We start from the raw sequence: 23690 nt of genomic DNA on the forward strand, positions 1-23690 counted from the left end.
GCAGCTGGCCTCTTGGTGCAGCGGCGATGACGGACAGCGCATTGTTGAGACCATTCGCTACGGTCTCGGTTCCCTCCAGCGGATCTACGGCCACATCCATCTGCGGCCCTTGGCCATTGCCGACTCGTTCACCGATGTAGAGCATTGGGGCCTCATCCATCTCACCTTCGCCAATCACGACGACCCCATCCATCGCTACCGAATCAAACTGCTCCCGCATCCCGGTAGTGGCAGCCTCATCTGCACTGTTCTTGTCTCCTCTGCCTGACCACAATGCCGACCTCAGTGCTGCTTCCTCCGTTACCCTTACCAGTTCAAGCGCCAGTTGGCTCTCCATCGTCGCTCTCCTCCTCTAATCCTTATCTATGATGAATCAAATTCATAATTAGTCCAGCAGACTCTTCAATCGCTTTATCTGTCACATCGATGACCGGACACCCAAGATCGTTATACAGCAGCTTCGCATAGTCCAGCTCCTCTTGGATTCGCTCCAGCGTTGCATACTGCACCTGATGCGGGAGCCCCATCACCTTCAGCCGCTCGCTGCGAATTTTGAGCAGATGCTCGGCATCCATCGTCAGACCGATAATGATGCCCTGCTTCACCTCCTGCAGCTGCGATGGCAGCGCCATCTCGGGCACAACCGGGTAATTGACCGTCTTGTAGCCTTTATGTGCAAGAAACATCGACAGCGGTGTCTTCGATATCCGCGATACGCCAAGCAGTATAATATCCGCTTTAAGAATGGCGCTCACATCCTTGCCGTCATCATACTGAACAGCAAACTCCATCGCCTCCACCCGGCGAAAATAACTGTCGTCCAGACGATGAAGAAGGCCGGGCAGCCGCTTGGGATCATCGTTGAACGTATCGGCAAATGCCTGCATCATCGGACCCATAATATCCACTGCACGGATATTGAGCCGAACCGCTTCCTCCCGCATCGCCTCCCGAAGCTCTGGCTGCACCAGCGTATAAGCGACAAATCCGCCACGCCGGGCCACTTCCTCCATCAGTGCGGTCAGTTCCTCCTCGTCCCGCACATTCATATACCGCTTGATTTCCGTATTCGGAAGCTCGAACTGCCGCAGGGTCGCCTGCACGACAGCCTCTGCCGTCTCCCCAATCGAGTCCGAACATATCGCTATAAAATGCGTCGATGACTGATCCATCCCATTCCTCCCACTACTCCTCTGCTACCCTATCGAGCAACATTTTGATGATATTTGTTTTTGTAATTCGCCCAACGACCTTCCAGCTTTCGCCGGGTTGCCCGGAAGCGGAAGGAACGACAACCGGCAGACTGTCGATTTGCTGGGCGATAATTTTTCGAGCAGCATGGAGGACGGTATCCTCGGGCTGCACTGTGGTCACATTGGGACGCCGGGTCATGATCATGCTGACCGGCATCGAGGAGGCCGACGGATTGCCAAGCGTTACCTTGAGCAGGTCCTTTCGTGACACGATTCCGGCCAGATGTCCATCGGCATCCGTGACGATGAGGGTACCCACATTCTCAAGAAACAGCGACACAACCGCTTCATGAATCGTTGTCGTCTCCCGGATGATGACAGGAACACCGTGCACATCCCCTACCTTCATCTCCAGCAGACGAAGCTTCTCCTCCCGGTCGGGTGTCCCCCGTTTCCCTAGAAAATAACCGACCTTGGGCTTGGCATCGATATAATCCAGAATGACCAGCTTGGATAAATCGGTCCTCAGGGTGGCCCGGCTGACATTCAGCATTTCCGCGATTTGGTCTCCGGTGATCGGGGCGTGTTTTTTTACGATATTGACGATATCCAACTGTCTAGGTGTCAGTTCGATAGTGATCCCTCCTGGTAGCCGCAGCTGTTTGCTCTCATTTTGTACACATTATTTTCCTGCTTGCGGATATAATACGTCATATATATTATATATGCAACATATTTTCGCCTGAAATTGGCAATAAAGGGCATCAATCATTTGGGGAGCAGTCATTGATAGAGACTATGGCTAAAATCTGCAACGATGATGACGAATCTAGATGTCCGCTATGTCTGCTGCATCCGCTGTTAGAACGAACCCGTCATCAAAAAAAGCATGCTCCCAGGTCAAAGACCTGAAAGCATGCTTGATTCGCAGTTATGTGAACGACCGATTGCTTAATCCTCGCGGCGTTTGCCCGTGCATTCTTCATTGCCGCAGTAGCCATACAGAATTTTGACACCGTCGGTTGGCATCGTGTCGATAATATCACTGCAGCCGGTACAAATAATAAGCCCCCAATCCTGTCCAGAACCGTTTTTTGCCGCCTCGGGACTTGTTAACGCTCTCATTTTACTCCTCCTCAAGGTTTTTGTGTCGCAAGAAGCCGTCAAGAAGTGCGCTTAACTTCACCTCCAACTCCGTCAAAGGCTTCTTCCACGCTTTGATCCAACCGGCGCTAAAACCACGCTACATCTGTCTCCTTGCTCTGCTGTCTTATTCCTTATTGTATTGGGGGTTTTCGTCCGTTATGAGTAGCAAGTGATCTTATCGGGGGAAAAGTTGATTCATCATCTCCTGGATTTGATCCGCCAATGCTTGCTCCTCTTCCGCTGTGAGGTCAATCCATTGAATTATCTGCCCGCTTGCTATAAAGTCCTCAATCCTGTCCGGATCATGAACGGGTGAGGTTCGTGTTGCGGTCTGTTGGACCGCTTCGGCTTGCCTCCGGAGCGTATGCTGTGTTCGTTCCAGATAGGTGCCTTCATACCGGCCTTGGAAGTCATAGTGATCCGTCACCGATTGACTTTCAAGCTGACGAAGTGCACCTGCTCGATCTGTCACGGTCTTGGTCGTGCTGCCCATGACAGAATAGCCTACAGTATCATACCTTCCATCGGTGTTTGGGGTATCCGCCAACCTCTCCATAACGACCAGTTCCGTTGTGATGACTTCTTCATGGGGATGCATATGATCCATTGCTGCAAATATCGTTATACAGATCAAAGCGAATAACATCGTAAGTTTTATCGCGGTCCCGGGCGAGACCCGATTGTCGGCTTTCACAGCGCCAACTCCTCTATGAGTGATGATAATCATGATTTTTCCATATTTACCACTTATGAATATCATGAGGGCATGAGAGCTGTCAACTCATCCAAGATGTTAATATAGAAAAAACCCCCGAGAACAGATCGGCTTCACCTCAGGGGCTGACCGGATCCATTCTACAGGGGTAACATATGCCATCCCTTAATGATTGCGTTTCAAAAATTCAACGATTCGGGCGTAAGCCACCTTCTCGTTCTCCTTCTTCGTGATGCCGTGGCCTTCATCATCGAACACCAAGTACTCGATATCCCGGCCCTGGGCCTGAAGCGCTTCAACAATCTGGTCCGATTCCTCTTTCACCACACGCGGGTCATTCGCGCCCTGAATGATCATCATCGGATTCACCATATGATCCAGATAGGTAATCGGGGAATCCTTGATAAACCGTTCCTTGTCCCGCTCCGGATTCCCAATCCACAGCTCCATCATCGGCTTCCAGTGTTCCGGAACCGAGTTGTAGAAGGTGAACAGATTGCTCACCCCGACAATATCGATGGCAGCTCGGAAATATTCCGGATTCCGGCCGGCCAAGAGCAGGGTCATATATCCGCCGTAACTGCCGCCCATCACAAACAGCTTCTCCGGGCTGGAGATGCCTTGCTCGAACAGCCAGTCCATGCCGGCAAGACAGTCCTTGCGCGGACCTTCTCCCCAGTCCTGCTCCACCATTTTGACAAACGAGCTGCCATAGCCCGAGCTACCGCGGAAGTTCGGACAGAAAATATGATAGCCCTGGGCAATGATGTACTGGAACATGGCACGGAACTGCTTGCGCTCCGCAGCCTGAGGTCCGCCGTGCGGCCAAAACACCGTGTAGCCGTTAGCCGTCTCCGGATTCGGACGGTACAGCAGCGCTTCAATCTCTATCCCGTCAAAGGATGAATAGGTGACCACATCCGGATAAGAAAGGTCTTTCTCCGTCAAGCCGGTCAGCACATTGTGGGTCAGCATCGTCCATGCGCCATCCGCATAGCGATAAATATTGTACGGCTTGACCGCACCGCGGGCGAGCAGGTACAGATTGCCCGACGGGGTCACATTCAATTGTTCGACAATATCCGCGGGTAAGGAAATGGATGTCAGCTCACCGCGATCCACCGAGTATGCATACAGCCGGTCCTCCACTCCTTTGTCCGTGACGATATACAGCGTGCGGGAAGCCTTGTGCCAGCGCAGCAGGCTCACGCTCTCGCGCTCGATGTGAACGAGAGGCTTGAAGCTTCGGGTTGCCAGATCGTACTCGGCCACATAGGGGAATTCCGCATCATAGTTGGTGACAAAATAGACTCGCTCATTGTCCGCAAACACAGGATCCCCCGCGATATGCGTCACATTCGGATCAGGCGTCAGACACTGCGGCTCTCCGCCCTCAGGAAGAATATAGCTCACATAGTAGGTATTGGCATATGCTTTTGTATATACCATTGTACGCTCATCCGGGCTTACGGCAGCAAGCTCGGTCGCCGCATCCTGCCCTTCAATCAGCAGCTTGTCCTCCTTCGTAACGAGATTGTACACCCGCGCATTCAGAAAGGACGGATTATCCTTGGAGGTGGAGTAATACAGCCTTTGGCCGTCCTCCGACAAATGAACAAAGTAATGCTTGGTATCCGGGTCCTCCCCCTCAAATAGCGGCAACGGATGACCGCCATTCCAGCGAAGCGCATGGAACTGATAGTTCTCATTGCCGTCACGGTCAAAGGCTGTCAATATATGCCGCCCTTCCGGGTCCAGCTTGATAAAGCTGCTGACCTGGTCATTGTATGTGAGCGGGTAAGGATAGACTGTGGCCTCATTCAAGTCCATGGCCCACAGATTGAATTTGCCGCTGAGCGTACTTGTGAACACAAGCCTGGATTCATCCGCACTGACCCCGAAAGCCCGAATCAAGTAGGTTTGAAAAAATTGCTCCACATCCGGTTTAGGAAACGGAATCATAGAAAACTTCCCCCTGTCTATAAATTGTCCACAGGTCGATTAAAACGGGCACCGATTCAACGGTCATCCCTATGGATTATGTATCATTGTATCAAATTCGGCTCTGGCAATCATCGTCCCACCGTATGTCAGCTTTTGTCGCAGTTATAATTTGTTGAGCCTGTGCCAAAGCCCACATATCTCCTCCAACTCGCCATATATATGAGTATGAAACAGCTTTTTATCATGAGAAGGGGGGATTCTCGTGCACCAGGACGAGATAACGGCACTCGAACGCTCGATTGAGGAAATAACCGAGATTGCGGCAGGTTTTGGCCTCGACTTTTATCCGATGCGATATGAAATCTGTCCGGCGGACATCATATACACCTTTGGTGCCTATGGAATGCCCACCCGCTTCAGCCATTGGAGCTTCGGGAAAACCTTTCATAAAATGAAAATGCAGTATGACTTCGGTCTCAGCAAAATATATGAGCTTGTCATTAATTCCAATCCGTGCTACGCCTTTCTGCTCGACGGCAATTCATTGATTCAGAACAAGCTGATTGTTGCCCATGTGCTTGCCCACTGCGACTTTTTCAAAAATAATGCCCGCTTCTCCGCCTCAAACCGCAATATGGTCGAGAGCATGTCTGCCACAGCCGAGCGTGTCTCCCGCTACGAGCTGGAGCATGGCACTGCCGCTGTCGAGCAGTTCATTGATGCCGTGCTCGCGATTCAGGAGCATGTCGACCCTCAAATCATTCGGCCAGGCAATCTGGATAAACAGCGCCATAATCAGCGCCGGGAAATGGAGCGCAAGGAAGAAGCCAGGAAACAGAAGCCCCCTGGACGCTATGATGATCTGTGGGAGCTGGAGCAGGACACGAAGGAAGCATCCGAGGCGCCAGCCTCTCACCGCAAATTCCCGGCAGAGCCCGAGAAGGATCTGATGTGGTTCATCCAGGAGTACTCCCATGAGCTGGAGGACTGGCAGCGTGACATTATGAGCATGCTCCGGGAGGAGATGCTGTACTTCTGGCCGCAGATGGAAACCAAAATTATGAACGAGGGATGGGCCTCCTACTGGCATCAGCGCATCCTCCGGGAGATGGATCTGACAAGCGAGGAGACGGTGGAATTCGCCAAGCTTAACGCTTCGGTCGTGCAGCCTTCCCGCCACAGTCTGAATCCGTATTATCTCGGTCTGAAAATCTTCGAGGATATCGAGCGGCGCTGGGACCGGGATAAAATATTCGAGGTGCGCGAATACGATTCCGATACGTCCTTCCTGCGTAACTATTTGACCCAGGAACTGGTCGAAGACCTCGATCTGTATGTGTTTGAGAAGAAGGGGCCTGAATGGAAAATTACCGATAAGGCATGGGAAAACATACGCGATCAGCTCGTTGTCTCACGTGTGAACGGGGGCTCTCCGTATCTGGTTGTCACCGACGGCGATCATCTCCGCGCCGGAGAGCTGATGATCCAGCATATGTACGAAGGAATTGAGCTTGACCTGAAATATATGGAGCGCACCATTCCTTATGTTTACCGGCTGTGGGGAAAGCCAATCCATCTGCAAACCATCGTCGAAGGCAAGACCATTCTGTTCTCGTACGACGGCAAGAAGCTCCATCGCCGCTTTTTGTAAGTGGCCGCGTCCACGGCACCCCCTCGCTAACAAGATCAGCAAGCCGCAGCAAAAAGGCACCCGCCTCGCGATCATTCCTGATCGCAGGGCAGGTGCCATTGCTGTCGGCCCTCCCGTTTTGCATAACGAGGGGAGAGCCTTATTATCATTAAACGCCAACTTCCTCGGCTGCATTCACCACAAGTCTCGGTTCATCTGCAGTTGCTTCCCCAGGCCCGGCTTCATCATATTGATGCTGAAGCGCTTCCAGATCCTCAGCCAGCTTCTCCATCATCTTGACGAAAGCTGCCAGCTCCTGTGAGCTTGCCGCCTGACCGCGGGCGTTGGCCGAAGAAATCTCCGATTTCTCCTCAACCTGCTTCAGCTTGGACGTAATGCTGCTGACCTTGTCCTGAATGTCCTCCATTGCAGAGCGCGAATGGCTGGCCAGCTTGCGCACTTCGCCCGCCACCACTTCGAACCCGCGTCCGAATTCGCCGGCATGCGCCGCCTCTATTGCCGCATTCAATCCGAGCAGATGACTCTGATCGGAAATCTCTTTGATAAGCTCGCCCATCTTCTCGATATGGAGCATCTCCTGACCGAGCTCGATCGTCAGCGAATGCGCCTTGTCCTGGGCCTCTGCCGTCTTCATTGCATTCTCCGCTATCAGCTCCGCGCTTTGATCGAGCTGAACCACCATCGCGGTCAGTTCCTGGACCGCAGCCGTAATCGCTTCCAACATATGCTGCTGCTTGGTTGCCAGCTGTTCGATCTTCTCCTTTTCCTTGACCTGATACGCTTCAAGCACAAGCTGGGAATCCAGATTGAACATCTTGCTTAGCGCATGAATGACCTTCATCCATTCTCCCGGAATGACCTGCTTCAGCACATCCGCAGCGATGTCCAGGTAGACCATATAACTTCCCAGATAGTAGTCCAGACTCAAGCCGATTCGGGAATGAATCTGGCCGACCTTGAGGCGGTTCTCGATGTAAGACTCGTCCACCACGCCATTGACGAGCGACAACCAGTATTGACGCTGCGTCTCCTTGAGCCTCTCCACCGTTGATGTCCGGTTAATAATTTCCATTAATACTGGCTGTGTGCCGATTTGCTCATATAACCGGTCCACCACCTCATCAACCACTTTGACAAACGCCGGCTGATAATCCGCCAAAAGTTTCAGGGTACTTTCGTCCAATCCCATATAGTTCAATTGGCGGCGTCTTTTCTCAGATACATTGATCATTGAAAATCCTCTCCTACGATATGACCTAAATCACAGTACTCCATGTCTTAGGGTCCATTATAGACCAAACAGACCAATCGGTCATAATCCCAAAGTCCCAATTCGATGATAAATATACCTAATTCTTATACAAAAAGACTGCCCTTGGTAACCTCTTCCCCCATTTCAATGTAGATGACGACATACCTTTTTTCTTCCTGTATAAAAAAGCTCCGGAGTCAGCAATCAACTCCGGAGCGTGGCTTCCATCATAACAGGTTGTGGTGTTATCCCCGTTTATAGGTTTAAAATCCCCGGCCGGGGTGTGACCTGGAAGGCTTCCGCGAGATCCGCCAGCTGCTGATCGGTTATTCGCTGCTGAATGTCCTTCCCCGATACCAGCATGTAGAGCTCTGCGGCTTTCTCCACGGTCTCGATCAGGCCGAAGGCTTCATCGATCGAGCTGCCCGCCGCGAATATGCCGTGATGCGGCCAGATGACCGCACGGTGACCCTTCATCTTCTCAGCCGTGGCCCTGCCGATGGCATTGGAGCCCGGAACCATCCATGGCAGGATGCCAATTCCTTCCGGAAAAACAACGATGCATTCTGAGCACATCGACCATAACGTCTTCGTGAATGCTTTTTCATCCAGTTGATGAATAAAGGTCATGGCGATGGTGTGGGTCGCATGATTATGAATGACGGCCCGGTGGCTCGGATCCGCCTTCAGCCGCTCGATATGGCTAAGAAAGTGGGAGGCCAGCTCGCTTGTCGGAACCGCACCGTGGTTCAGCCCCCATAACAGCTCCAACTGCTCGCCGTCTGCTGATACCCGCAGAACACCAAGATTAGCCCCGGGCTCGGACAGCATGTTCTTGAAATATTTCCCTGAACCCGTAACGATAAAATACTTGCCCCTCAGCTCATGTACCGGAAAAGCAGGCTTGATAATGCGCTGGACGTGATGGATATCGATGTACTCGGCAACTTCATCCTCGGACAGTATATAGCTCACATTGCCGCCATTTCGTTCATCCCATCCATTTCTCCACATATGCTGCGTAATTTCGGCCAATTCTCGAACGAACGGAATTTCAAGCTCTCCAGCATCTCGTGTAACCATCGAAAGCGTTCTGTTCATCAGGGTCCTCTCCTCTTTCCTATCCCATCTTAATCTTACGGCACTTTACGCTGACAAGATGACTTGTAAGCGGGCTGCGTCTCCCTAAACTTGCAAACCTGCGACGGGTACCGTACCGGGGATATCGGCTTCTTCATGAACGATCTTGCTGGAACTACTATATAAAAAATGCGGTTTGGAGTATGTTATGTTTTTCACATTCACAAGGTGTTTATACGCCGCATATCGCAAACATACAAAAAAAAACGACCCTGCGCTAGCTTCCGCGCATGATCGCCCGATCTGTCTATCCCTTCATATCACCCTTGTTATTCTTGTGCCTGACCTTGAATTCTCCGGCAGGCCATTATTGACACTACTACCGGTTCAGCAAGCTGCCCACGTACCGCAGCAGTTCATTGGCACATACCGGGCAATAGCCGTGCTCCTCAATCAGCCGGGAACTAACCTCGTTGATTCTTTTCAACTGCACAGCATCCGGCGTTTTGGTCGAAGTTGTAATTTTGACGATATCCTTCAGATCAGCAAACAGCTTCTTCTCAATCGCTTCCCGCAGACGTTCATGGTTGTGGTATTCAAACTTCTTGCCCTTGCGGGAATAAGCCGAAATGCGGATCATAATTTCCTCGCGGAAAGCCTTCTTCGCATTCTCAGACACCCCGATCTGCTCCTCAATTGAACGCATCAATCTTTCATCCGGATCCATCTCCTCATCGGTCAGCGGATCGCGGATTTTGCTCCAGTTGCAGAAGGCCTCAATATTGTCCAGATAGTTCTCGAACAATGTTTTGGCGGATTCCTCGAAGGAGTATACAAACGCTTTTTGCACCTCTTTTTTGGCCAGCTCATCATATTCCTTCCGGGCCGCAGCAATGAAATTGAGATACCGCTCCCGCTCCTCCTTCGTTATCGAAGGATGCTGATCCAGTCCGTCCTTGATGGCACGCAGTACATCCAGCGCGTTAATGCATTGAAGATCCTGCTTAATCAAAGCGCTGGATATCCGGTTGATGACATAGCGCGGATCCACGCCGGACATGCCTTCCTCCAGATACTCGTTCTGCATTTCCTTGAGGTCGGCTTCCTTGTAGCCTTCCACCTCTTCGCCGTCGTACATCCGCATTTTCTTCACCAGATCCATGCCCTGCTTCTTCGTTTCCTTAAGGCGGGTCAGAATCGAGAATATGGCCGCCGAGCGCAGCGCATGCGGTGCAATATGAATATGCCTCATGTCGCTTTGGCTGATCAGCTTGGCATAGATTTTCTCTTCGTCGCTGACCCTCAGATTGTATGGAATCGGCATGACAATCATCCGCGATTGCAGTGCCTCATTCTTCTTGTTAGCGATAAACGCCTTGTACTCCGACTCGTTCGTGTGAGCGACAATCAGCTCATCCGCGCTTATCAGCGCGAACCTGCCGGCCTTGAAGTTCCCCTCCTGGGTCAAGGACAGCAAATTCCACAGAAACTTCTCGTCACACTTGAGCATCTCCTGGAATTCCATCAGCCCCCGGTTGGCCTTGTTCAGCTCGCCGTCAAACCGGTATGCCCTCGGATCAGACTCGGAGCCATACTCCGTAATGGTCGAGAAGTCGATGCTGCCGGTCAGATCGGCAATATCCTGAGACTTCGGATCAGAGGGACTGAACGTGCCGATGCCGACTCTGCCTTCCTCCGAAATGAGTACCCGCTCAACCTGCACCTTTTCAATATCCCCGCCGTATTCCGTTTTCAGCCGCAGCTGGCAGGCCGGGCACAGATTGCCCTCAATCCGCACGCCCAGCTCCTTCTCCACCTCCGGTCGCAGCTCCAGCGGAATAAGGTGCAGCGGCTCTTCCTGCATCGGGCATCCCGAAATGGCGTAGATCGCGCCGCGATCCGTCCGGGAATGCTTCTCCAGCCCGCGCTTCAGCATCGTAACGAGCGTTGATTTGCCTCCGCTCACCGGCCCCATAAGCAGCAGGATCCGCTTGCGGACATCCAGCCTGCGCGCAGCCGAATGGAAGTATTCCTCCACCAGCTTTTCGATGGCCCGATCCAGCCCGAATATCTCCTGCTCGAAAAACTTATATTTTTTGCGGCCGCCGCTCTCCTCGATACCGTACGATTCAATCATGTCATATACACGAGCATGCGCGGTCATGGCTGGGGAGGGGTCCTTCTTCAACATGTCGATATATTCCCTGAATGTGCCGCTCCACGCCAAACGGTCGCTCTCTGCACGATACGATGCTATGCGTTCGAAAATATCCATACCGCTACCTCCTATGAGTCTGTTTATGGGGATTGGCTTCCATTCCACAGCGCCAGGTTATAACACTCTATTTACAAAAAGGGTATTACATACCTATGCGGCTTGCTCGGAATAGTTGACCTTATTTTCGAAGCATTTTCCCGCTAATTCTCTGGTCAGCACGATCTCGCCTCCTCCCTCTCCCCCTGCGAATGCCGTGACCATGCTATACTGAAATTACATCAATATTACATCTTATAATATGGATAAAGGAGAGTTCCATGGCGATTAAGCACGAAGCCGAGCTGTACGCTCCGTTAAAGGCTTTTTTCGAAACGAACGGTTACATCATTAAAGGAGAGGTCCGCAATTGCGATCTGGTCGGAATGAAGGAAGGGATGAAGGAGCCGTTGATTGTCGAGATGAAGAAGACCTTCAACCTCGCCCTGCTTCTGCAAGGACTGGAGAGGTTAAAGCTGAGCCCGTATGTGTATTTGGCCGTCGAGAAGAGCCGGACGAAAAAAGGCGCTGTCAATCAGCGCTGGTCCGATCTGTGCGATCTGTGCCGGAGACTGGGACTTGGTCTGATGACCGTAACGTTCTACAAAACCAAAGCCCCGTTCGTGGAGGTGCTCTGCGAGCCTGAAGCTGCCGTGCAGACCGGAAGAACATCCCCAAGACGGAGAGAGCGGCTGCTGTATGAGTTTCATGAGCGGAGCGGGGATTATAATACCGGGGGAATTACGCGGGCGAAGCTGGTAACGGCCTACCGGGAAAAAGCGCTCCGCGTCGCCGCCGCGATCACGCAGCTCGCCGGTCCGGATGAAGCTGAGGATGCGGATGCGGAGGCTACGAATGATGCGGCCGGCCCGCGCGCGACTGCCGGAATCTCACCGGCCCAGGTGCGCGATGCCAGCGGCGTCGGCTCGGCCGGTGCAATTCTGCAGCACAACTATTACGGCTGGTTCAGGAGGATCAGCCGGGGGCGGTATGTCCTGACGCCTGCCGGACTGCAGGCGCTGCAGGAATATGCCCCGGTTGTGGACCAATCCCTCGGGCAGCTGCCTTTCGCCGCAAAGGAGGCAGCGCCTTTACCTTCACCGACTCCCCGTAAAAAGAAGAAGCGGCGTGCATCCGGTAAATCATGATCCGGCCCGGGCCGGATCAACAACAAAAAAAGGCTTCCGGTTTCAGGTTCTCCTCATAGACCTGAACCGGCAGCCTGCTGCCGTACGATGGGATTGCTGCCAATATTAGCTGCGAGCCGTGAATTCCGTGACGGCCTCGCTAATGAGATTCATGCCCAGCAGCAGTTCATCCCTACCGGGATGGGTGAAATTCAATCTTATACAGCCGTCAGCCTTCTCACTCGGCGAACACATGGAGCCTGGAAGAAAGGCGACCCCCTTTAATAAAGCGGCTCTCAAGAGCGCATCCCCGTTAAGCCCTGGCGGAAGCTCCACCCATAGAAACATGCCGCCCTCCGGCACCGCATAGCGCGCATGCTTCCACTGCTTGCGCTTCAGCAGCTCAATCATCAGCTTGAGCCGCGTCCGGTATTCCCGGTTCAGCATCCGGATATGCTCTTCCAGGTCAAAATGCTTCGAATCCAGCATGTGCTGGAGAATGCGCTGATTCAACAGACTGGACTGCCAGTCGGCCATCTGCTTCACAGCTGTCATCATTTCGATCAGGCGCCGATGGCCTGCCGCCCAGCCGGTCCGAAGCGCCGGAGCTACCGTTTTGCTGAATGACCCGATGTAGAGCACATGATTGCCCTGCGGCTGTTCCAGCGAGAACAGCGAGGGGATCCGTTCGCGGGCTTCAATCCCTTCTGCATCTGCAAAATACAAATCCCCGTAGGAATCATCCTCCACAATGAGCAGCTCATGCTTGGCACACCGCTCAAGCACCTGCCTTCGACGCTCCAGACTCCACATGACTCCTGTTGGATTCGTAAAATTCGGCGCCGCCATCAACAGCTTCGGCTTATGCTCCACAATCTGCCTCTCCAGCTCATCCGGGAGAAGGCCGTCTTCATCGCCCTCGATCGGGATGATGCGGGCCCCTTGCAGCCGAAGCACCTGCAGCATGCCGGGAGAGGTCGGGCTTTCGATCAGAACCGGATCTCCCGGCTCAACATAGACCCGCACGAGCAAATCCAGCGCCTGCTGGGTTCCGGTGGTCAGCAGGATATGATCCGGCTGAACATGGACTCCTTTGCGCCTGCCAAGGTCCTGGCTAAGCCACTCCCGCAGCGGGCCATACCCCTCCGCCTCGCCATACTGCAGCGACCGCGGATCCTGGGAGAGTACAGCTGCTGCCGCTTCAGCCAGCGAATGCTGGGGGAACAGTTCTTCTGCAGGCAGCTCTTCCGCCAAGGAAATAAAAGAATCCCGCTTCGCAAGAGCTCGAATATTGCGCAGCGGGGATGTCAGCAAAGTCTGTGCACGGGAAGCAAAGGAATACTGCATGGAAGTCCCTCCTTAGCCGTAATCGTAAGCCTCGGGTCTTGTAAATCAGGTCCTGCATACAGCCAGCCAAGGCTGAACACATCTCATTTGCGAGCAGAAGCAGCCTTTAAAGGGTATTCCCGAAGTTCATTTATTATACCTTATACCCGATTTCACGCATATACTTGACGGTTATGCCGGGTATACAGCGCATATTTCTCAATCGCCTGGGCCCGGGTCGACACCCCGAGCTTCACATAAATTTTCCGCAAATAATTGTCAATCGACCGGCGGCTTACTTGAATCTCGGACGCGATTTTATCATAGGTGATGCCCTGCACGATCCGTTCCATTATAAATGCTTCTGTCTCCGAGAGTGAAATTCCGCCTTCATTCATCGATGACGATGCCAGCGGCCATACTCCCTGTCTCACCCACTCCAGCGGCAGCGATGCAATGCCTTCCCGAAGTCCGGTAATCATATGTATGAGCTGGAACGTGGAGGACTGCTTGGACAGCAACCCGCTCGCACCGCGGCTGATTAAGGATTGCAGTAACGACAGTCCGTCGTTATCGGTAACGATAATCACATGGGTGCTGGGTGACATCTGTTTAATCCGTTCCAACAGCTCCTCGGACGTCTGATCCTGCAGTCGATAATCCAGAAGTACCACATTCGGCAGCAGGTCCTCCACCATCCGCATCCCGACCGCTTCCGATGATGTCATTCCCTCGACAACCAGATCCTTCTGTTCTTCCAATATTAATTTTGTCCCCAGCATGCTTGTAGGTTGACTGCCAATAATGACCACTCGCCAAACCTCATTCATAATCCCTTAAAACCTCCTGTTTCAGAGAACTTCAATACTATTAATTCTATTAAAGTAAAGCCCGCCTTCCGGACAACTATTCGACACTTGCGAATGCCCGTTGTTTGCAGCTATTTAGGGGTGAAGAGGCCGCGCCCTGAACTGCAGGCTTATCGTGGTAGAGCATGAAGAATGTTAGTTATGTATCCACATGGTTTAACAAATCTATACAGATTGTATCCTAACTTCAACTGCATAAGCAATCTCTTTTTAAGAATTAAGTCGGTTTTTATTCGTCTTTGCGAAAGCAATTCTGACATGATAGAATGAGAGCTGGTAAAATGAACGCTTTTAAGGGGTGAAAAATGTCGATGGAGACAGAAGTTCAAACAGCCTATGAACCCCGGGAGACAATGCAGCAAAAAGGGCCATCCGCCAAATGGTTCTGGATTTTTTGGATTGTTCTGATCGGGCTGGGTACAACCGCAGCCTACCTATATAGCAATCACCTGCAAGAACAGGCGATTGTCAAGCTTCAGGAGGATACACGCCAGCAGATGGCACAGTTTAAAGCGGAATACGAAGCGCGCTTCGGCGAGCTGGTGCTGGAGATCAATGACCTGCAGAGCAAGGTGCAGTCCTTCAACGAGCTGCTGACCTTCACGAAGGATCAGGCGACCGGGACGACCGATAACAGCAACAAGCTGTACAGCCAGTTAAGCGAAGTGGAGAAGCAGCTGAAGGAACTTGAGCGAAAAATGGAGCTGTTAAAGTGAAAGCATTAATATATGGCAAGCCGAAGCAGGTCAACCGGATGTTTATGCTCGCAATCGCTCCTTTTATCGGCATGCTGTTCTGCATGTGGCTGCTGACCAAGCCGCCGCAGCTTTCACTGCAATATGAGGAATATGTATCAGCTGACAGCTTGGCCAGCCAATCGGGCGTCATCAAGCAGGATCTGGATCTGGCTGCCGATGCCGCCAAACAGACGATCTCTTCCATTGAGGAGACGGCGAAACTGTATCAGCAGACGACCGCCGCCGTCAATTCCATTCTGAAGACGGCCCAGACGCAAGCGGCTCGTCCGGAGCAGATCTATAACCGGCGAATCACCGCCAAGCTGGGCACCCCGATGGAGACGGTGAACAGCAACCGGATTCGAATTGAGTTATATAAAATCAATCCCGGAACATATAATGGCTATGCCATCAAAGTGAAGCTGAAGGATCCTTCGGCCATGACGATGTCGCTTGGCACAGGCCAGCCCGGCTCTGTCGAAACAACGATGAGAGCCGTTAGCCGGCACGGGGCGGTCGCCGGCATCAATGCCGGCGGATTCGCCGACGGGAATGGCGGTCGCCATCCGCTTGGCACCACAGTCATCAACGGTCAGTACGTGTCCGGATTTCATCCCAGCTTCAAGGACCTTACTTTTGTCGGGATGAGCAAGTCCGGTCAGCTAATCGGCGGCAAGTTCCACAACAGACAGGAGCTGGATAAGCTGGAGCCTGCCTTCGGAGCAACGTTTGTCCCGGTGTTATTGAAGAACGGCAAGAAAATGGCCATCCCGGACAAATGGCGCACTTCGCCGGCTCGCGCCCCGCGCACGGTGATTGGCAATTACAAGGACGATCAACTGCTGATTCTTATCACCGAGGGCTATGATGAGAATGGCCGCTCCGGGGCAACCCTGCAGGAAATTCAGAACAAGCTGGTCAATCTCGGCGTAATGGATGCATATAACTTGGATGGTGGCGGCTCTACTTCACTGGTGCTGAATGGCAGAGTGGTGAACAAGCCTTCCGACGGCAGTCTGCGGCCTGTTCCGACACACTTCTTGTTTTTTAAGTAGATTTTAGCAAAAACCTGAAATAAGCTGGATGTTCTCATTTATTTTTTGCCGGAAGGTGGGTATAATAAGGATAGCTTAGCAGGAGGTGGGTTTTCGTGTCGTTCTCATTAACCTTTTGGATTGTCATGATCGTCTTTGCCCTTTATATGGTCGGTATTCTAACTGCCGCCTACAATGATGATAAAACCAAAGGCCTGTAAGGCATGACTCCCTCAAGCGAGGGGGTCTTATTTATTTCGACAAAAAAGCATCGCATGATGCGATGCTATCATAATTGCTCGTATTAGGCATGCTTCGGAAGTTGTTGCATCTCCGACATGCATTGGGCACATAAGTAGCGCTCTTTAAATTCGCTTACCCCGTCCATAGATCCGCAGAACACACATTTCGGACGGTAACGCTCCAAGATGATATGGTCCCCTTGAACCAAAATCTCTACAGGATCGCCTTCGTTCATCTGATATCTTTTACGCAAGGATTTTGGCAGAACGATTCTTCCCAGTTGATCCACTTTACGAACTACACCAGCAGGTTTCATGATACTGTCACCCTCTTTCATTTCAACAATAAATTTCAAGTTAGAAAAAACCTGATATTTTGGGCCTAGTATAATAGTTCGATAAAAAGTTGTCGAATCCTGCTAGATTTTAAGAAATTGTTTGTTTTTTTAAATTATATAGGTATACTGGATGATTTCTGCCGATTTCGGACTAAAATTACCTCTTCTATGCCATGCCAGGGTAATCCAATTGCCTTAAAGCTTCATATACGATGATGGCTGCCGAATTGGACAGGTTAAGCGAGCGCACTTTATCCGTCATGGGCATCCGAATGCAGGAATCCGGGTTCGCGGCCAGCAGCTCGGGCGGAAGCCCCTTGGTCTCTTTGCCGAATACGAGGAAGTCACCGTCCTGAAAGGCGATATCACAATAGCGCTTGGTCGCTTTGGTTGATGTATAGAAGAAGCGGCCTTCCGGATACTTTTGCTGCAGCTCCTCAAAAGAATCGTGATATTCAATATGTACCGCATACCAGTAGTCCAGCCCGGCCCGTTTCAGCGTTTTGTCATCGGTATTGAAGCCAAGCGGGCGAACCAGATGAAGATGCGTGCCGGTAGCCGCGCATGTTCTGGCAATATTGCCGGTATTGGCAGGGATTTCAGGTTCAACAAGTACGATATGAAGTGCCATGTTATGATGTTCCACCTTTTAGATCATTTTATATTCTATTATAACTTATCCTATTCCGGATCTAGCTATGAAGAAAAAAAACCTTCCGCCAAATAACGGAAGGCATGCATACCCGAATCACTGTTATCCGCGGCTGCGCTTGAAATGCTCCATGAACTGAACCAGCGCCTCGCAGCTTTCATACGGAACCGCATTATAGATTGAAGCCCGCAGGCCGCCGACGCTGCGATGACCTTTAAGACCGACAAAGCCTTCTTGCTCGGAAGCCTTGACGAACTCCTTCTCCAGTTCCTCGGAGGCAAGCCGGAAGGTTATATTCATGTCCGAACGGCTATCCACATCCACACAGCCACGATAGAAGCCGCCGCTTTGGTCAATCGCATCATAAATCAGGGACGCCTTCTTGCGATTCGCCTGCTGGACGCCTTCAAGTCCCCCGCGCTCCTCGATCCACTTCAGCACCTCATTTACCATATAAATCCCGAAGGATGGAGGGGTGTTGTACAACGAGTTGTTCTTCACATACGTGTCGTAACGGAGCATGGTTGGCAGATGCTTCGGCGACTCGGCAACCAGATCCTCCCGCACGATCACCACCGTTACGCCGGATGGACCCAGATTCTTCTGTGCGCCCGCATACACCAGGCCGAACTGATTCAGATCAAATGGCCGGCTCAAAATATCGCTGGACATATCTCCGATAAGCGGCACCGACCCGGTGTCAGGAAACGCCTTGAACTGCGCGCCTTCGATCGTTTCATTCGAGGTCAGATGGAGATAAGCCGCATTGTCCTGCAGCTGGATCTCCTGCAGCTTAGGCAAGGTCATATAATTGCTTGCTTCAGAGGAAGCAGCCACATGGGTGTTTCCGATCAGCTTGGCTTCCTTCAGCGCCTTGCTGGCCCAGCTTCCAGTCATTACGTAGTTCGCGGTCTGGCCTTCTTTAAGGAAATTCATCGGAATCATGGCAAACTGCGTGCTCGCACCGCCCTGAATGAAGAGCACCTTATAGCCTGTCGGATTGCCCAACAGAGCCAGCAACCGCGCCTGTGCTTCATTATGTACAGCTTCATATACGGCACCGCGGTGTGACATCTCCATAATGGACATTCCGGTATGTTGATAGTCTACGAATTCGGCCTGTGCGCGCTCCAGCACTTCCAGAGGCAGCGCTGCGGGTCCAGCGTTAAAATTATAGGCTCTCTTGCTCAAAAAACTCTCCACCCTTCTCTCTTATGAATGCTTATTTTATCGCCTATCATAGCAACAAACCGATGCTCGTTCAAGTGAAAATATGCTCTATGTATCCAATCGCAGCGATCGGCCTGAATATGAAGAGGCTGCCCCGCAAGATCCAAGGATCATTCGGGACAGCCTCGTACATATACAGATGATGGCTATTAGATGTCAAAGTACAGGGAGTATTCATGTGGATGCGTGCGGATGGAAATATCTTTGGCTTCTGCACGTTTGAACTCGATGAAGTTATCGAGGAACTCCTTCGTGAATACGCCGCCTTCAGTCAGGAACTCATAGTCTGCCTGAAGTGCATCCAGAGCTTCATCCAGGCTGCCTGGAACGCTGCGGATTTCTTTCTTCTCCGCATCGGACAGCTCATAGATGTTTTTGTCGAAAGGACCATAGCCCAGAGCGACTGGATCGATTTTGCGCTTGATACCGTCCAGACCCGCCATCAGCATTGCGGAGAAGGCCAGGTAAGGGTTAGCTGTGGAATCCGGTGTACGGAATTCGATACGGCAGCCCTTAGGCGTTACAGCCGCAACCGGGATACGAACTGCTGCGGAACGGTTACCTTTGGAGAATACCAGGTTAACTGGTGCTTCATAGCCAGGAACCAGACGCTTGAAGGAGTTCGTGCTCGGGTTGGTCAACGCGATCAGCGCTGGAGCATGGTACAGAATACCACCGATGTAGTGCAGCGCAGTTTCGCTCAGGTTAGCATATCCGCCTTTTTCGTAGAACAATGGCGTGTCGCCGTTGAAGATGGATTGGTGAACGTGCATGCCGCTTCCGTTGTCCCCGAAGAGCGGTTTCGGCATGAAGGTTGCTGTTTTGCCAAACTGACGAGCAGTGTTGTGAACGATATACTTGTATTTCAACAGGTTGTCAGCTGTTTTCTTCAATGTGTCAAAACGGAAGTTGATTTCCGCCTGGCCAGCCGTTGCCACCTCATGGTGATGACGCTCAACGCGCAGTCCGGCTTCATTCAGCAAGCGGCACATTTCACTGCGAATGTCCTGCTGGGAATCCGCTGGAGCTACTGGAACATAACCGCCTTTGACACGAATTTTGAAGCCAAGGTTTCCGCCTTCTTCAGCACGGTTGGTGTTCCAAGCTGCTTCTTCGGAATCTACCGTGTAGCTGGAGCTGTTCATGGAGCTTTGGTAACGGACATCGTCGAACAGGAAGAACTCGGACTCCGGTGCGAAGAATGCAGCGGTGCCGATACCGGTTTGCTGAAGGTATTTCTCAGCACGCTCTGCCACACCGCGCGGGTCGCGCTCGTAGGCTTCGCCTTCCGGAGTGAAAATGTTGCTCATGACATTCAGCGTTGGATGAGCTGTGAACGGATCAATGAAGAACGATTCTGGATCTGGCAGCATAACCATGTCGGACTCTTCAATTCCGCGGAAGCCAGGAATGGAAGAACCGTCGAAAGCTACACCGTTCTTAAAAGTCTCTTCATCTACTTCAGCAGCCGGCAGGGTAATGTGATGCGCCCGTCCCGACAAGTCTACAAAACGAAAATCGACCCACTCAATGTTGTTCTCTTGAATTGTTTGCAATACTTTCTCTACCGACATATCTCTTCCTCCCAGTTTCCGAACATTAAGACTAAAACAGCTTAACAATGTTCATAATCTTTGAAATTTCTTTTCGTCATTATATGCCGGGAGATAACCTGACGTCAATACCCATGTAAGGTATTTTTAAAAACCACGTTATATATATTGACACAGAAAACCATATATTGGATCATCAGCAAAAAGACACCTGCTTCATCGAAGCAAGTGTCTACCTATTTATATTAGCCCTCGTCCAGACAGCAAACAACCTTTTGTAATCGGTTTCCTCCCGCCTCTTTCCCTGCGCCCCAGAAACCTACATCAATTAGACGCGTTGAAATTGCTCAGCAGGCGCTTTAGCCGTATTGAACGTTTTACCAACGAGCGGAGCCAGCTGCTCCAGATCTTTCAGCAAGGCCGCAAACTGATCTGGGAACAGGGATTGCACCCCGTCGCCTGTCATCGAGTTGTCCGGGTCGGTATGCATTTCGACAATGAGACCGTCCGCTCCGGCGGCTACGGACGCTTTGGACATCGGTTCCACCAGCTCACGACGTCCCGTGCCGTGGCTCGGGTCGGAGATCACCGGCAAATGGCTAAGCTGCTGCAAAACCGGAATGGCAGATAAATCCAGCGTATTGCGCGTATAGGTTTCAAATGTTCGGATTCCCCGCTCGCACAGCATGACATTCGGGTTGCCGCCAGCCAAAATATACTCGGCTGCATTCAAAAATTCGTCATATGTGGCGCTGAATCCGCGCTTCAGCAGCACCGGCTTGCCACAGGTGCCCAGCTTTCTGAGCAGGTCGAAATTTTGCATGTTGCGCGTTCCCACCTGCAGAATGTCCGCGTACTCTGCACAGATGTCCACATATTCTGGTGTCATGACTTCAGTAATGGTCAACAGGCCATGCTTCTGCCCGGCTTCCGCCATCATAATCAGCCCTTCGACGCCAATGCCCTGGAAGCTGTAAGGGCCTGTTCTCGGCTTGAACGCGCCGCCGCGCAGCACCTGGCCGCCGGCAGCTTTCACAAGCCCGGCGATTTCATCAATCTGCTCCGCAGACTCGACAGCGCACGGACCGCCCATGACAACCAGGTTACCGCCGCCGATTTTCGTGCCTTTGATATCAATGACGGTGTCATCCGGATGGAAGTCCCGGCTGGCCAGCTTGTAGGACTTGGAGATCTTCACGACATTCTCCACGCCCTTCATCTGCCGCAGATGCTCTGCAAGCTTCGGATTAACACTGCCGATGAGACCGATCACAGTTCGGTCCGCGCCTCTGGAAATATGGACCTGAAGCCCCTCTTTCTCAATTTCGGACACAATGTTCCGAATCTGTTCCTCGGGGGTCGTATTGGATGTAATGACGATCATAACGGGTACCTTCCTTCTCTTAGTCTATCTTATGCATGAATGCTTTCATCCACTTTTACACTTAATCGCTTGTTCGCTTTTAAGCTTTTATGCTTTTATCTAATAAAGCAAATATACAAAAGATATCCCTGTTCGTCAAGCCCAAAATGGTTTGAACAGGGATATCCGTCCAGATTATTCGATTCGCTTGTTACGCCTCTCGGTCACGCTGCGCGTCACCAGCGGCAGTATAATTCTTACCGTCGTGCCGATGCCGGGGCGGCTGAACAGCGTCACACCGTACTCCGGCCCGTAATGGAGCTTGATGCGCTGATCCACATTCCTTATGCCGTAGCCGGTGCTGCCCAGATCCTGGGCGCCTGTGCTGTACGTGGCAGCCCCTGGCGGAAAGCCGACGCCGTTATCAATAATTCTGAATTCCAGCCCTTCCTCCACGACGCTGCCTATGATGCGAATATGAATGTAATCGCCGGTCCATGCATGCTCAAGGACATTCTCGATAAAAGGCTGCAATATGAGCTTCACCGTCTCATACCGCACGACCTCGGGGTCAATGTCGTACTGAACCTGCATGCGGTTCTCATATTTGATTTTTTGGATATCGATGTAGGCCTGGGCTTGCTCCAGCTCATTTTTGACCGGGATGATCGTTCTGCCGTCATTAAGAGACAAGCGGTAAAACTTCGCCAGATCCAGCACCATACGCTGCAGTTTTTCCAGCTTGCCGAATTTGGCCAGCCGGCTGATGGAAGATAACGTGTTGTACAAAAAGTGCGGGTTAATCTGCGCATGCAGCGATTCCAGTTCCGCCTCCTTCTTCTGCAGATCGGCCAGGTACACCTCACGGATCAGCTGTCCGATATTGCTTCCCATCTCGTTCAGCGCTGCCGATATGTGCGTGAACTCGTCAGCCCCCTTGAAGTGAACCCGCTTGTGAAACTCCCCTTCCTGGAAGGAATCCAGCACGGATACAATCTTGGATACCCTGCGGCTGAAATATCGGGAGATGATCAGGCTGACCACGATAAAGATCGCAATGCAGACCACACAGATGAGCAGGGTCACATAGCGGATCTTCGCCGTATCCTTCTCGACGATATGGGAAGGCACAACCGCGATCAAATCCCACCCGAGTTGCGTGATCGGCTTGCGGATCAGCAGGTCCCCGTTATTGCGCAGCTCAGGCTCCTTGAACACCGTCGAATGCTTTCCTCCTGACGAGATCACGATGCGCCCCTCGCTGTCCGTCAGATAAAGCGCGGTTCCGTCCCCGATCTTTCGATAATCCATGCTCTCAAACAGGCTGGACAGATTCACGTTGATTCGCATAAACCCAATCTCTCGGGGCTTGACGGAAGTGATATCGACCAATCTGCGGAGCAATGAGATGCGGTCCTTTCTCGCATCATCCTCAATCTGCTTCCACTGCATGGTGACACCGTACTGCTCCTCTTTCGGATATTCGTGATACCAGTCCCTGTTCTCAAGCCGCTTGTATTGGTAAATATCATATAGACGGTTATCCGAGTGCAAAGGGTCGGTCGTGCTGTAGCTGTCATAAATTTCACGTATTTCATCATTTTTCAGATAGATGGACAACCACACCTTCCGGTTGGCTGTGTTGATGGCGGTTTCAAGCTTGGGAATGAGGACATTGACGGTTGTGTCATAGCTGACCCAGGGGCTCTCGCTGAAGCGGAGCCGATTGTTAAAAGACATATCGAAATACAGCATATCCGACACGCGAGCGACATCTTCCATTTTGTAAGAGATATTATCGCTCATTTGATAGAGCGTCCCTTGAATGTTGTTGTAGGTTTGCTCCCTGATCGACTGCACCGCCAGCTGATTGGCGATATTTCCGACCAGCAGCACGGGCACAATAATAAACACGCAGTACGAAAGCATCAGCTTGTAGCCAAACGGCAGTCTGACCCGAATGCGTTCAAATTTTCCAGCCATA

Annotated in this window: 21 protein-coding genes; 4 read left to right on the forward strand and 17 right to left on the reverse strand. The window is 51.8% G+C overall.

Annotated elements, in window-relative coordinates; genetic code table 11:
* The 6 genes from CHH75_RS18885 to CHH75_RS18910 form a co-directional block, all read right to left on the reverse strand.
* A partial coding sequence (locus CHH75_RS18885; RefSeq protein ID WP_141235865.1) for a fructose-bisphosphatase class II occupies window positions 1-337 on the reverse strand: 337 nt, incomplete at its 3' end.
* A 22-nt stretch (window positions 338-359) separates the two neighbouring features.
* Window positions 360-1172, reverse strand: coding sequence for a pyruvate, water dikinase regulatory protein (locus tag CHH75_RS18890; RefSeq protein ID WP_095266380.1), 813 nt, complete (start codon window positions 1170-1172; stop codon window positions 360-362).
* A 13-nt stretch (window positions 1173-1185) separates the two neighbouring features.
* Window positions 1186-1806: a helix-turn-helix transcriptional regulator gene (locus tag CHH75_RS18895; protein ID WP_176475614.1), complete on the reverse strand. Its 621-nt coding sequence runs from the start codon at window positions 1804-1806 to the stop codon at window positions 1186-1188.
* Window positions 1807-2144: 338 nt separating this feature from the next.
* Complete coding sequence (locus CHH75_RS18900; RefSeq protein WP_095266378.1) at window positions 2145-2318, reverse strand: GapA-binding peptide SR1P; 174 nt, start codon at window positions 2316-2318, stop codon at window positions 2145-2147.
* Window positions 2319-2514: 196 nt separating this feature from the next.
* Entirely contained in the window at window positions 2515-3033 is a 519-nt protein-coding gene (locus CHH75_RS18905) for a hypothetical protein (protein WP_095398923.1), read from the reverse strand.
* A gap of 186 nt (window positions 3034-3219) precedes the next feature.
* Window positions 3220-5016 carry a S9 family peptidase gene (locus CHH75_RS18910; RefSeq protein WP_095398924.1) on the reverse strand — a complete coding sequence of 599 codons (1797 nt, stop codon included), beginning with the start codon at window positions 5014-5016 and terminating at the stop codon, window positions 3220-3222.
* A gap of 244 nt (window positions 5017-5260) precedes the next feature.
* Between CHH75_RS18910 and CHH75_RS18915 the strand changes: the two genes are divergently transcribed.
* Window positions 5261-6649 carry a SpoVR family protein gene (locus CHH75_RS18915; protein ID WP_095398925.1) on the forward strand — a complete coding sequence of 463 codons (1389 nt, stop codon included), beginning with the start codon at window positions 5261-5263 and terminating at the stop codon, window positions 6647-6649.
* A gap of 148 nt (window positions 6650-6797) precedes the next feature.
* On the opposite strand, the gene CHH75_RS18920 is transcribed toward CHH75_RS18915, so the two are convergent.
* The 3 genes from CHH75_RS18920 to CHH75_RS18930 all read right to left on the reverse strand — a co-directional run bounded on the left by CHH75_RS18920 (window position 6798) and on the right by CHH75_RS18930 (window position 11256).
* Window positions 6798-7880, reverse strand: a complete 1083-nt coding sequence (locus CHH75_RS18920) for a globin-coupled sensor protein (RefSeq protein WP_095266374.1) — start codon at window positions 7878-7880, stop codon at window positions 6798-6800.
* 276 nt (window positions 7881-8156) lie between these two features.
* Window positions 8157-9002, reverse strand: a complete 846-nt coding sequence (rhaD, locus tag CHH75_RS18925; protein ID WP_095266373.1) for a rhamnulose-1-phosphate aldolase — start codon at window positions 9000-9002, stop codon at window positions 8157-8159.
* 358 nt (window positions 9003-9360) lie between these two features.
* Complete coding sequence (locus CHH75_RS18930) at window positions 9361-11256, reverse strand: PrkA family serine protein kinase (protein ID WP_095266372.1); 1896 nt, start codon at window positions 11254-11256, stop codon at window positions 9361-9363.
* A gap of 260 nt (window positions 11257-11516) precedes the next feature.
* On the opposite strand from CHH75_RS18930, the gene CHH75_RS18935 reads away from it, so the two are divergent.
* Window positions 11517-12383, forward strand: coding sequence for a DUF2161 family putative PD-(D/E)XK-type phosphodiesterase (locus CHH75_RS18935; RefSeq protein ID WP_095266371.1), 867 nt, complete (start codon window positions 11517-11519; stop codon window positions 12381-12383).
* Between the two features lie 105 nt (window positions 12384-12488).
* Here the strand turns inward: CHH75_RS18935 and CHH75_RS18940 are convergent, their stop codons facing one another.
* Together CHH75_RS18940 and CHH75_RS18945 are read right to left on the reverse strand one after the other, a co-directional pair.
* Window positions 12489-13709, reverse strand: coding sequence for an aminotransferase-like domain-containing protein (locus tag CHH75_RS18940; RefSeq protein ID WP_095266370.1), 1221 nt, complete (start codon window positions 13707-13709; stop codon window positions 12489-12491).
* A 152-nt stretch (window positions 13710-13861) separates the two neighbouring features.
* Window positions 13862-14518 (reverse strand): DNA-binding response regulator, encoded by a 657-nt coding sequence (locus CHH75_RS18945; protein ID WP_095398926.1) that lies wholly within the window; start codon window positions 14516-14518, stop codon window positions 13862-13864.
* A gap of 350 nt (window positions 14519-14868) precedes the next feature.
* Between CHH75_RS18945 and CHH75_RS18950 the strand changes: the two genes are divergently transcribed.
* Together CHH75_RS18950 and CHH75_RS18955 are read left to right on the forward strand one after the other, a co-directional pair.
* Window positions 14869-15273 carry a hypothetical protein gene (locus tag CHH75_RS18950; protein ID WP_095266424.1) on the forward strand — a complete coding sequence of 135 codons (405 nt, stop codon included), beginning with the start codon at window positions 14869-14871 and terminating at the stop codon, window positions 15271-15273.
* Window positions 15274-15311: 38 nt separating this feature from the next.
* Complete coding sequence (locus CHH75_RS18955) at window positions 15312-16349, forward strand: phosphodiester glycosidase family protein (RefSeq protein WP_483310958.1); 1038 nt, start codon at window positions 15312-15314, stop codon at window positions 16347-16349.
* A gap of 283 nt (window positions 16350-16632) precedes the next feature.
* Here CHH75_RS18955 and CHH75_RS18960 read toward each other — a convergent pair whose 3' ends face one another.
* The 6 genes from CHH75_RS18960 to CHH75_RS18985 all read right to left on the reverse strand — a co-directional run bounded on the left by CHH75_RS18960 (window position 16633) and on the right by CHH75_RS18985 (window position 23689).
* Window positions 16633-16887 (reverse strand): AbrB/MazE/SpoVT family DNA-binding domain-containing protein, encoded by a 255-nt coding sequence (locus CHH75_RS18960; protein ID WP_095266367.1) that lies wholly within the window; start codon window positions 16885-16887, stop codon window positions 16633-16635.
* 187 nt (window positions 16888-17074) lie between these two features.
* Window positions 17075-17539: a tRNA (uridine(34)/cytosine(34)/5-carboxymethylaminomethyluridine(34)-2'-O)-methyltransferase TrmL gene (gene trmL / locus CHH75_RS18965; protein WP_095398928.1), complete on the reverse strand. Its 465-nt coding sequence runs from the start codon at window positions 17537-17539 to the stop codon at window positions 17075-17077.
* 123 nt (window positions 17540-17662) lie between these two features.
* Window positions 17663-18751, reverse strand: a complete 1089-nt coding sequence (gene serC, locus CHH75_RS18970) for a 3-phosphoserine/phosphohydroxythreonine transaminase (RefSeq protein ID WP_095398929.1) — start codon at window positions 18749-18751, stop codon at window positions 17663-17665.
* 188 nt (window positions 18752-18939) lie between these two features.
* Complete coding sequence (glnA, locus tag CHH75_RS18975) at window positions 18940-20364, reverse strand: type I glutamate--ammonia ligase (protein WP_095398930.1); 1425 nt, start codon at window positions 20362-20364, stop codon at window positions 18940-18942.
* 307 nt (window positions 20365-20671) lie between these two features.
* The gene (gene aroF / locus CHH75_RS18980; RefSeq protein ID WP_095398931.1) at window positions 20672-21727 is read right to left on the reverse strand and encodes a 3-deoxy-7-phosphoheptulonate synthase; all 1056 of its coding nucleotides are present in this window, start codon (window positions 21725-21727) and stop codon (window positions 20672-20674) included.
* A gap of 174 nt (window positions 21728-21901) precedes the next feature.
* Window positions 21902-23689 (reverse strand): sensor histidine kinase, encoded by a 1788-nt coding sequence (locus CHH75_RS18985; protein WP_095266362.1) that lies wholly within the window; start codon window positions 23687-23689, stop codon window positions 21902-21904.
* Window position 23690: the final 1 nt, after the last annotated feature.

It is taken from the genome of Paenibacillus sp. 7541 (assembly GCF_002276395.1).
Classification (GTDB): domain Bacteria; phylum Bacillota; class Bacilli; order Paenibacillales; family Paenibacillaceae; genus Paenibacillus_AQ; species Paenibacillus_AQ campinasensis.

What these genes read in the sequence shown, in the direction of transcription:
- CHH75_RS18910 (WP_095398924.1), bottom strand. Translation starts at nt 5,016, where the DNA reads ATGATTCCGTTTCCTAAACCGGATGTGGAGCAATTTTTTCAAACCTAC.
- glnA (WP_095398930.1), bottom strand. Translation starts at nt 20,364, where the DNA reads ATGTCGGTAGAGAAAGTATTGCAAACAATTCAAGAGAACAACATTGAG.
- CHH75_RS18890 (WP_095266380.1), bottom strand. Translation starts at nt 1,172, where the DNA reads ATGGATCAGTCATCGACGCATTTTATAGCGATATGTTCGGACTCGATT.
- trmL (WP_095398928.1), bottom strand. Translation starts at nt 17,539, where the DNA reads ATGGCACTTCATATCGTACTTGTTGAACCTGAAATCCCTGCCAATACC.
- rhaD (WP_095266373.1), bottom strand. Translation starts at nt 9,002, where the DNA reads ATGAACAGAACGCTTTCGATGGTTACACGAGATGCTGGAGAGCTTGAA.
- CHH75_RS18940 (WP_095266370.1), bottom strand. Translation starts at nt 13,709, where the DNA reads ATGCAGTATTCCTTTGCTTCCCGTGCACAGACTTTGCTGACATCCCCG.
- CHH75_RS18960 (WP_095266367.1), bottom strand. Translation starts at nt 16,887, where the DNA reads ATGAAACCTGCTGGTGTAGTTCGTAAAGTGGATCAACTGGGAAGAATC.
- CHH75_RS18945 (WP_095398926.1), bottom strand. Translation starts at nt 14,518, where the DNA reads ATGAATGAGGTTTGGCGAGTGGTCATTATTGGCAGTCAACCTACAAGC.
- CHH75_RS18900 (WP_095266378.1), bottom strand. Translation starts at nt 2,318, where the DNA reads ATGAGAGCGTTAACAAGTCCCGAGGCGGCAAAAAACGGTTCTGGACAG.
- CHH75_RS18950 (WP_095266424.1), top strand. Translation starts at nt 14,869, where the DNA reads ATGGAGACAGAAGTTCAAACAGCCTATGAACCCCGGGAGACAATGCAG.
- CHH75_RS18935 (WP_095266371.1), top strand. Translation starts at nt 11,517, where the DNA reads ATGGCGATTAAGCACGAAGCCGAGCTGTACGCTCCGTTAAAGGCTTTT.
- CHH75_RS18985 (WP_095266362.1), bottom strand. Translation starts at nt 23,689, where the DNA reads ATGGCTGGAAAATTTGAACGCATTCGGGTCAGACTGCCGTTTGGCTAC.
- aroF (WP_095398931.1), bottom strand. Translation starts at nt 21,727, where the DNA reads ATGATCGTCATTACATCCAATACGACCCCCGAGGAACAGATTCGGAAC.
- CHH75_RS18930 (WP_095266372.1), bottom strand. Translation starts at nt 11,256, where the DNA reads ATGGATATTTTCGAACGCATAGCATCGTATCGTGCAGAGAGCGACCGT.
- CHH75_RS18955 (WP_483310958.1), top strand. Translation starts at nt 15,312, where the DNA reads ATGTTTATGCTCGCAATCGCTCCTTTTATCGGCATGCTGTTCTGCATG.
- CHH75_RS18920 (WP_095266374.1), bottom strand. Translation starts at nt 7,880, where the DNA reads ATGATCAATGTATCTGAGAAAAGACGCCGCCAATTGAACTATATGGGA.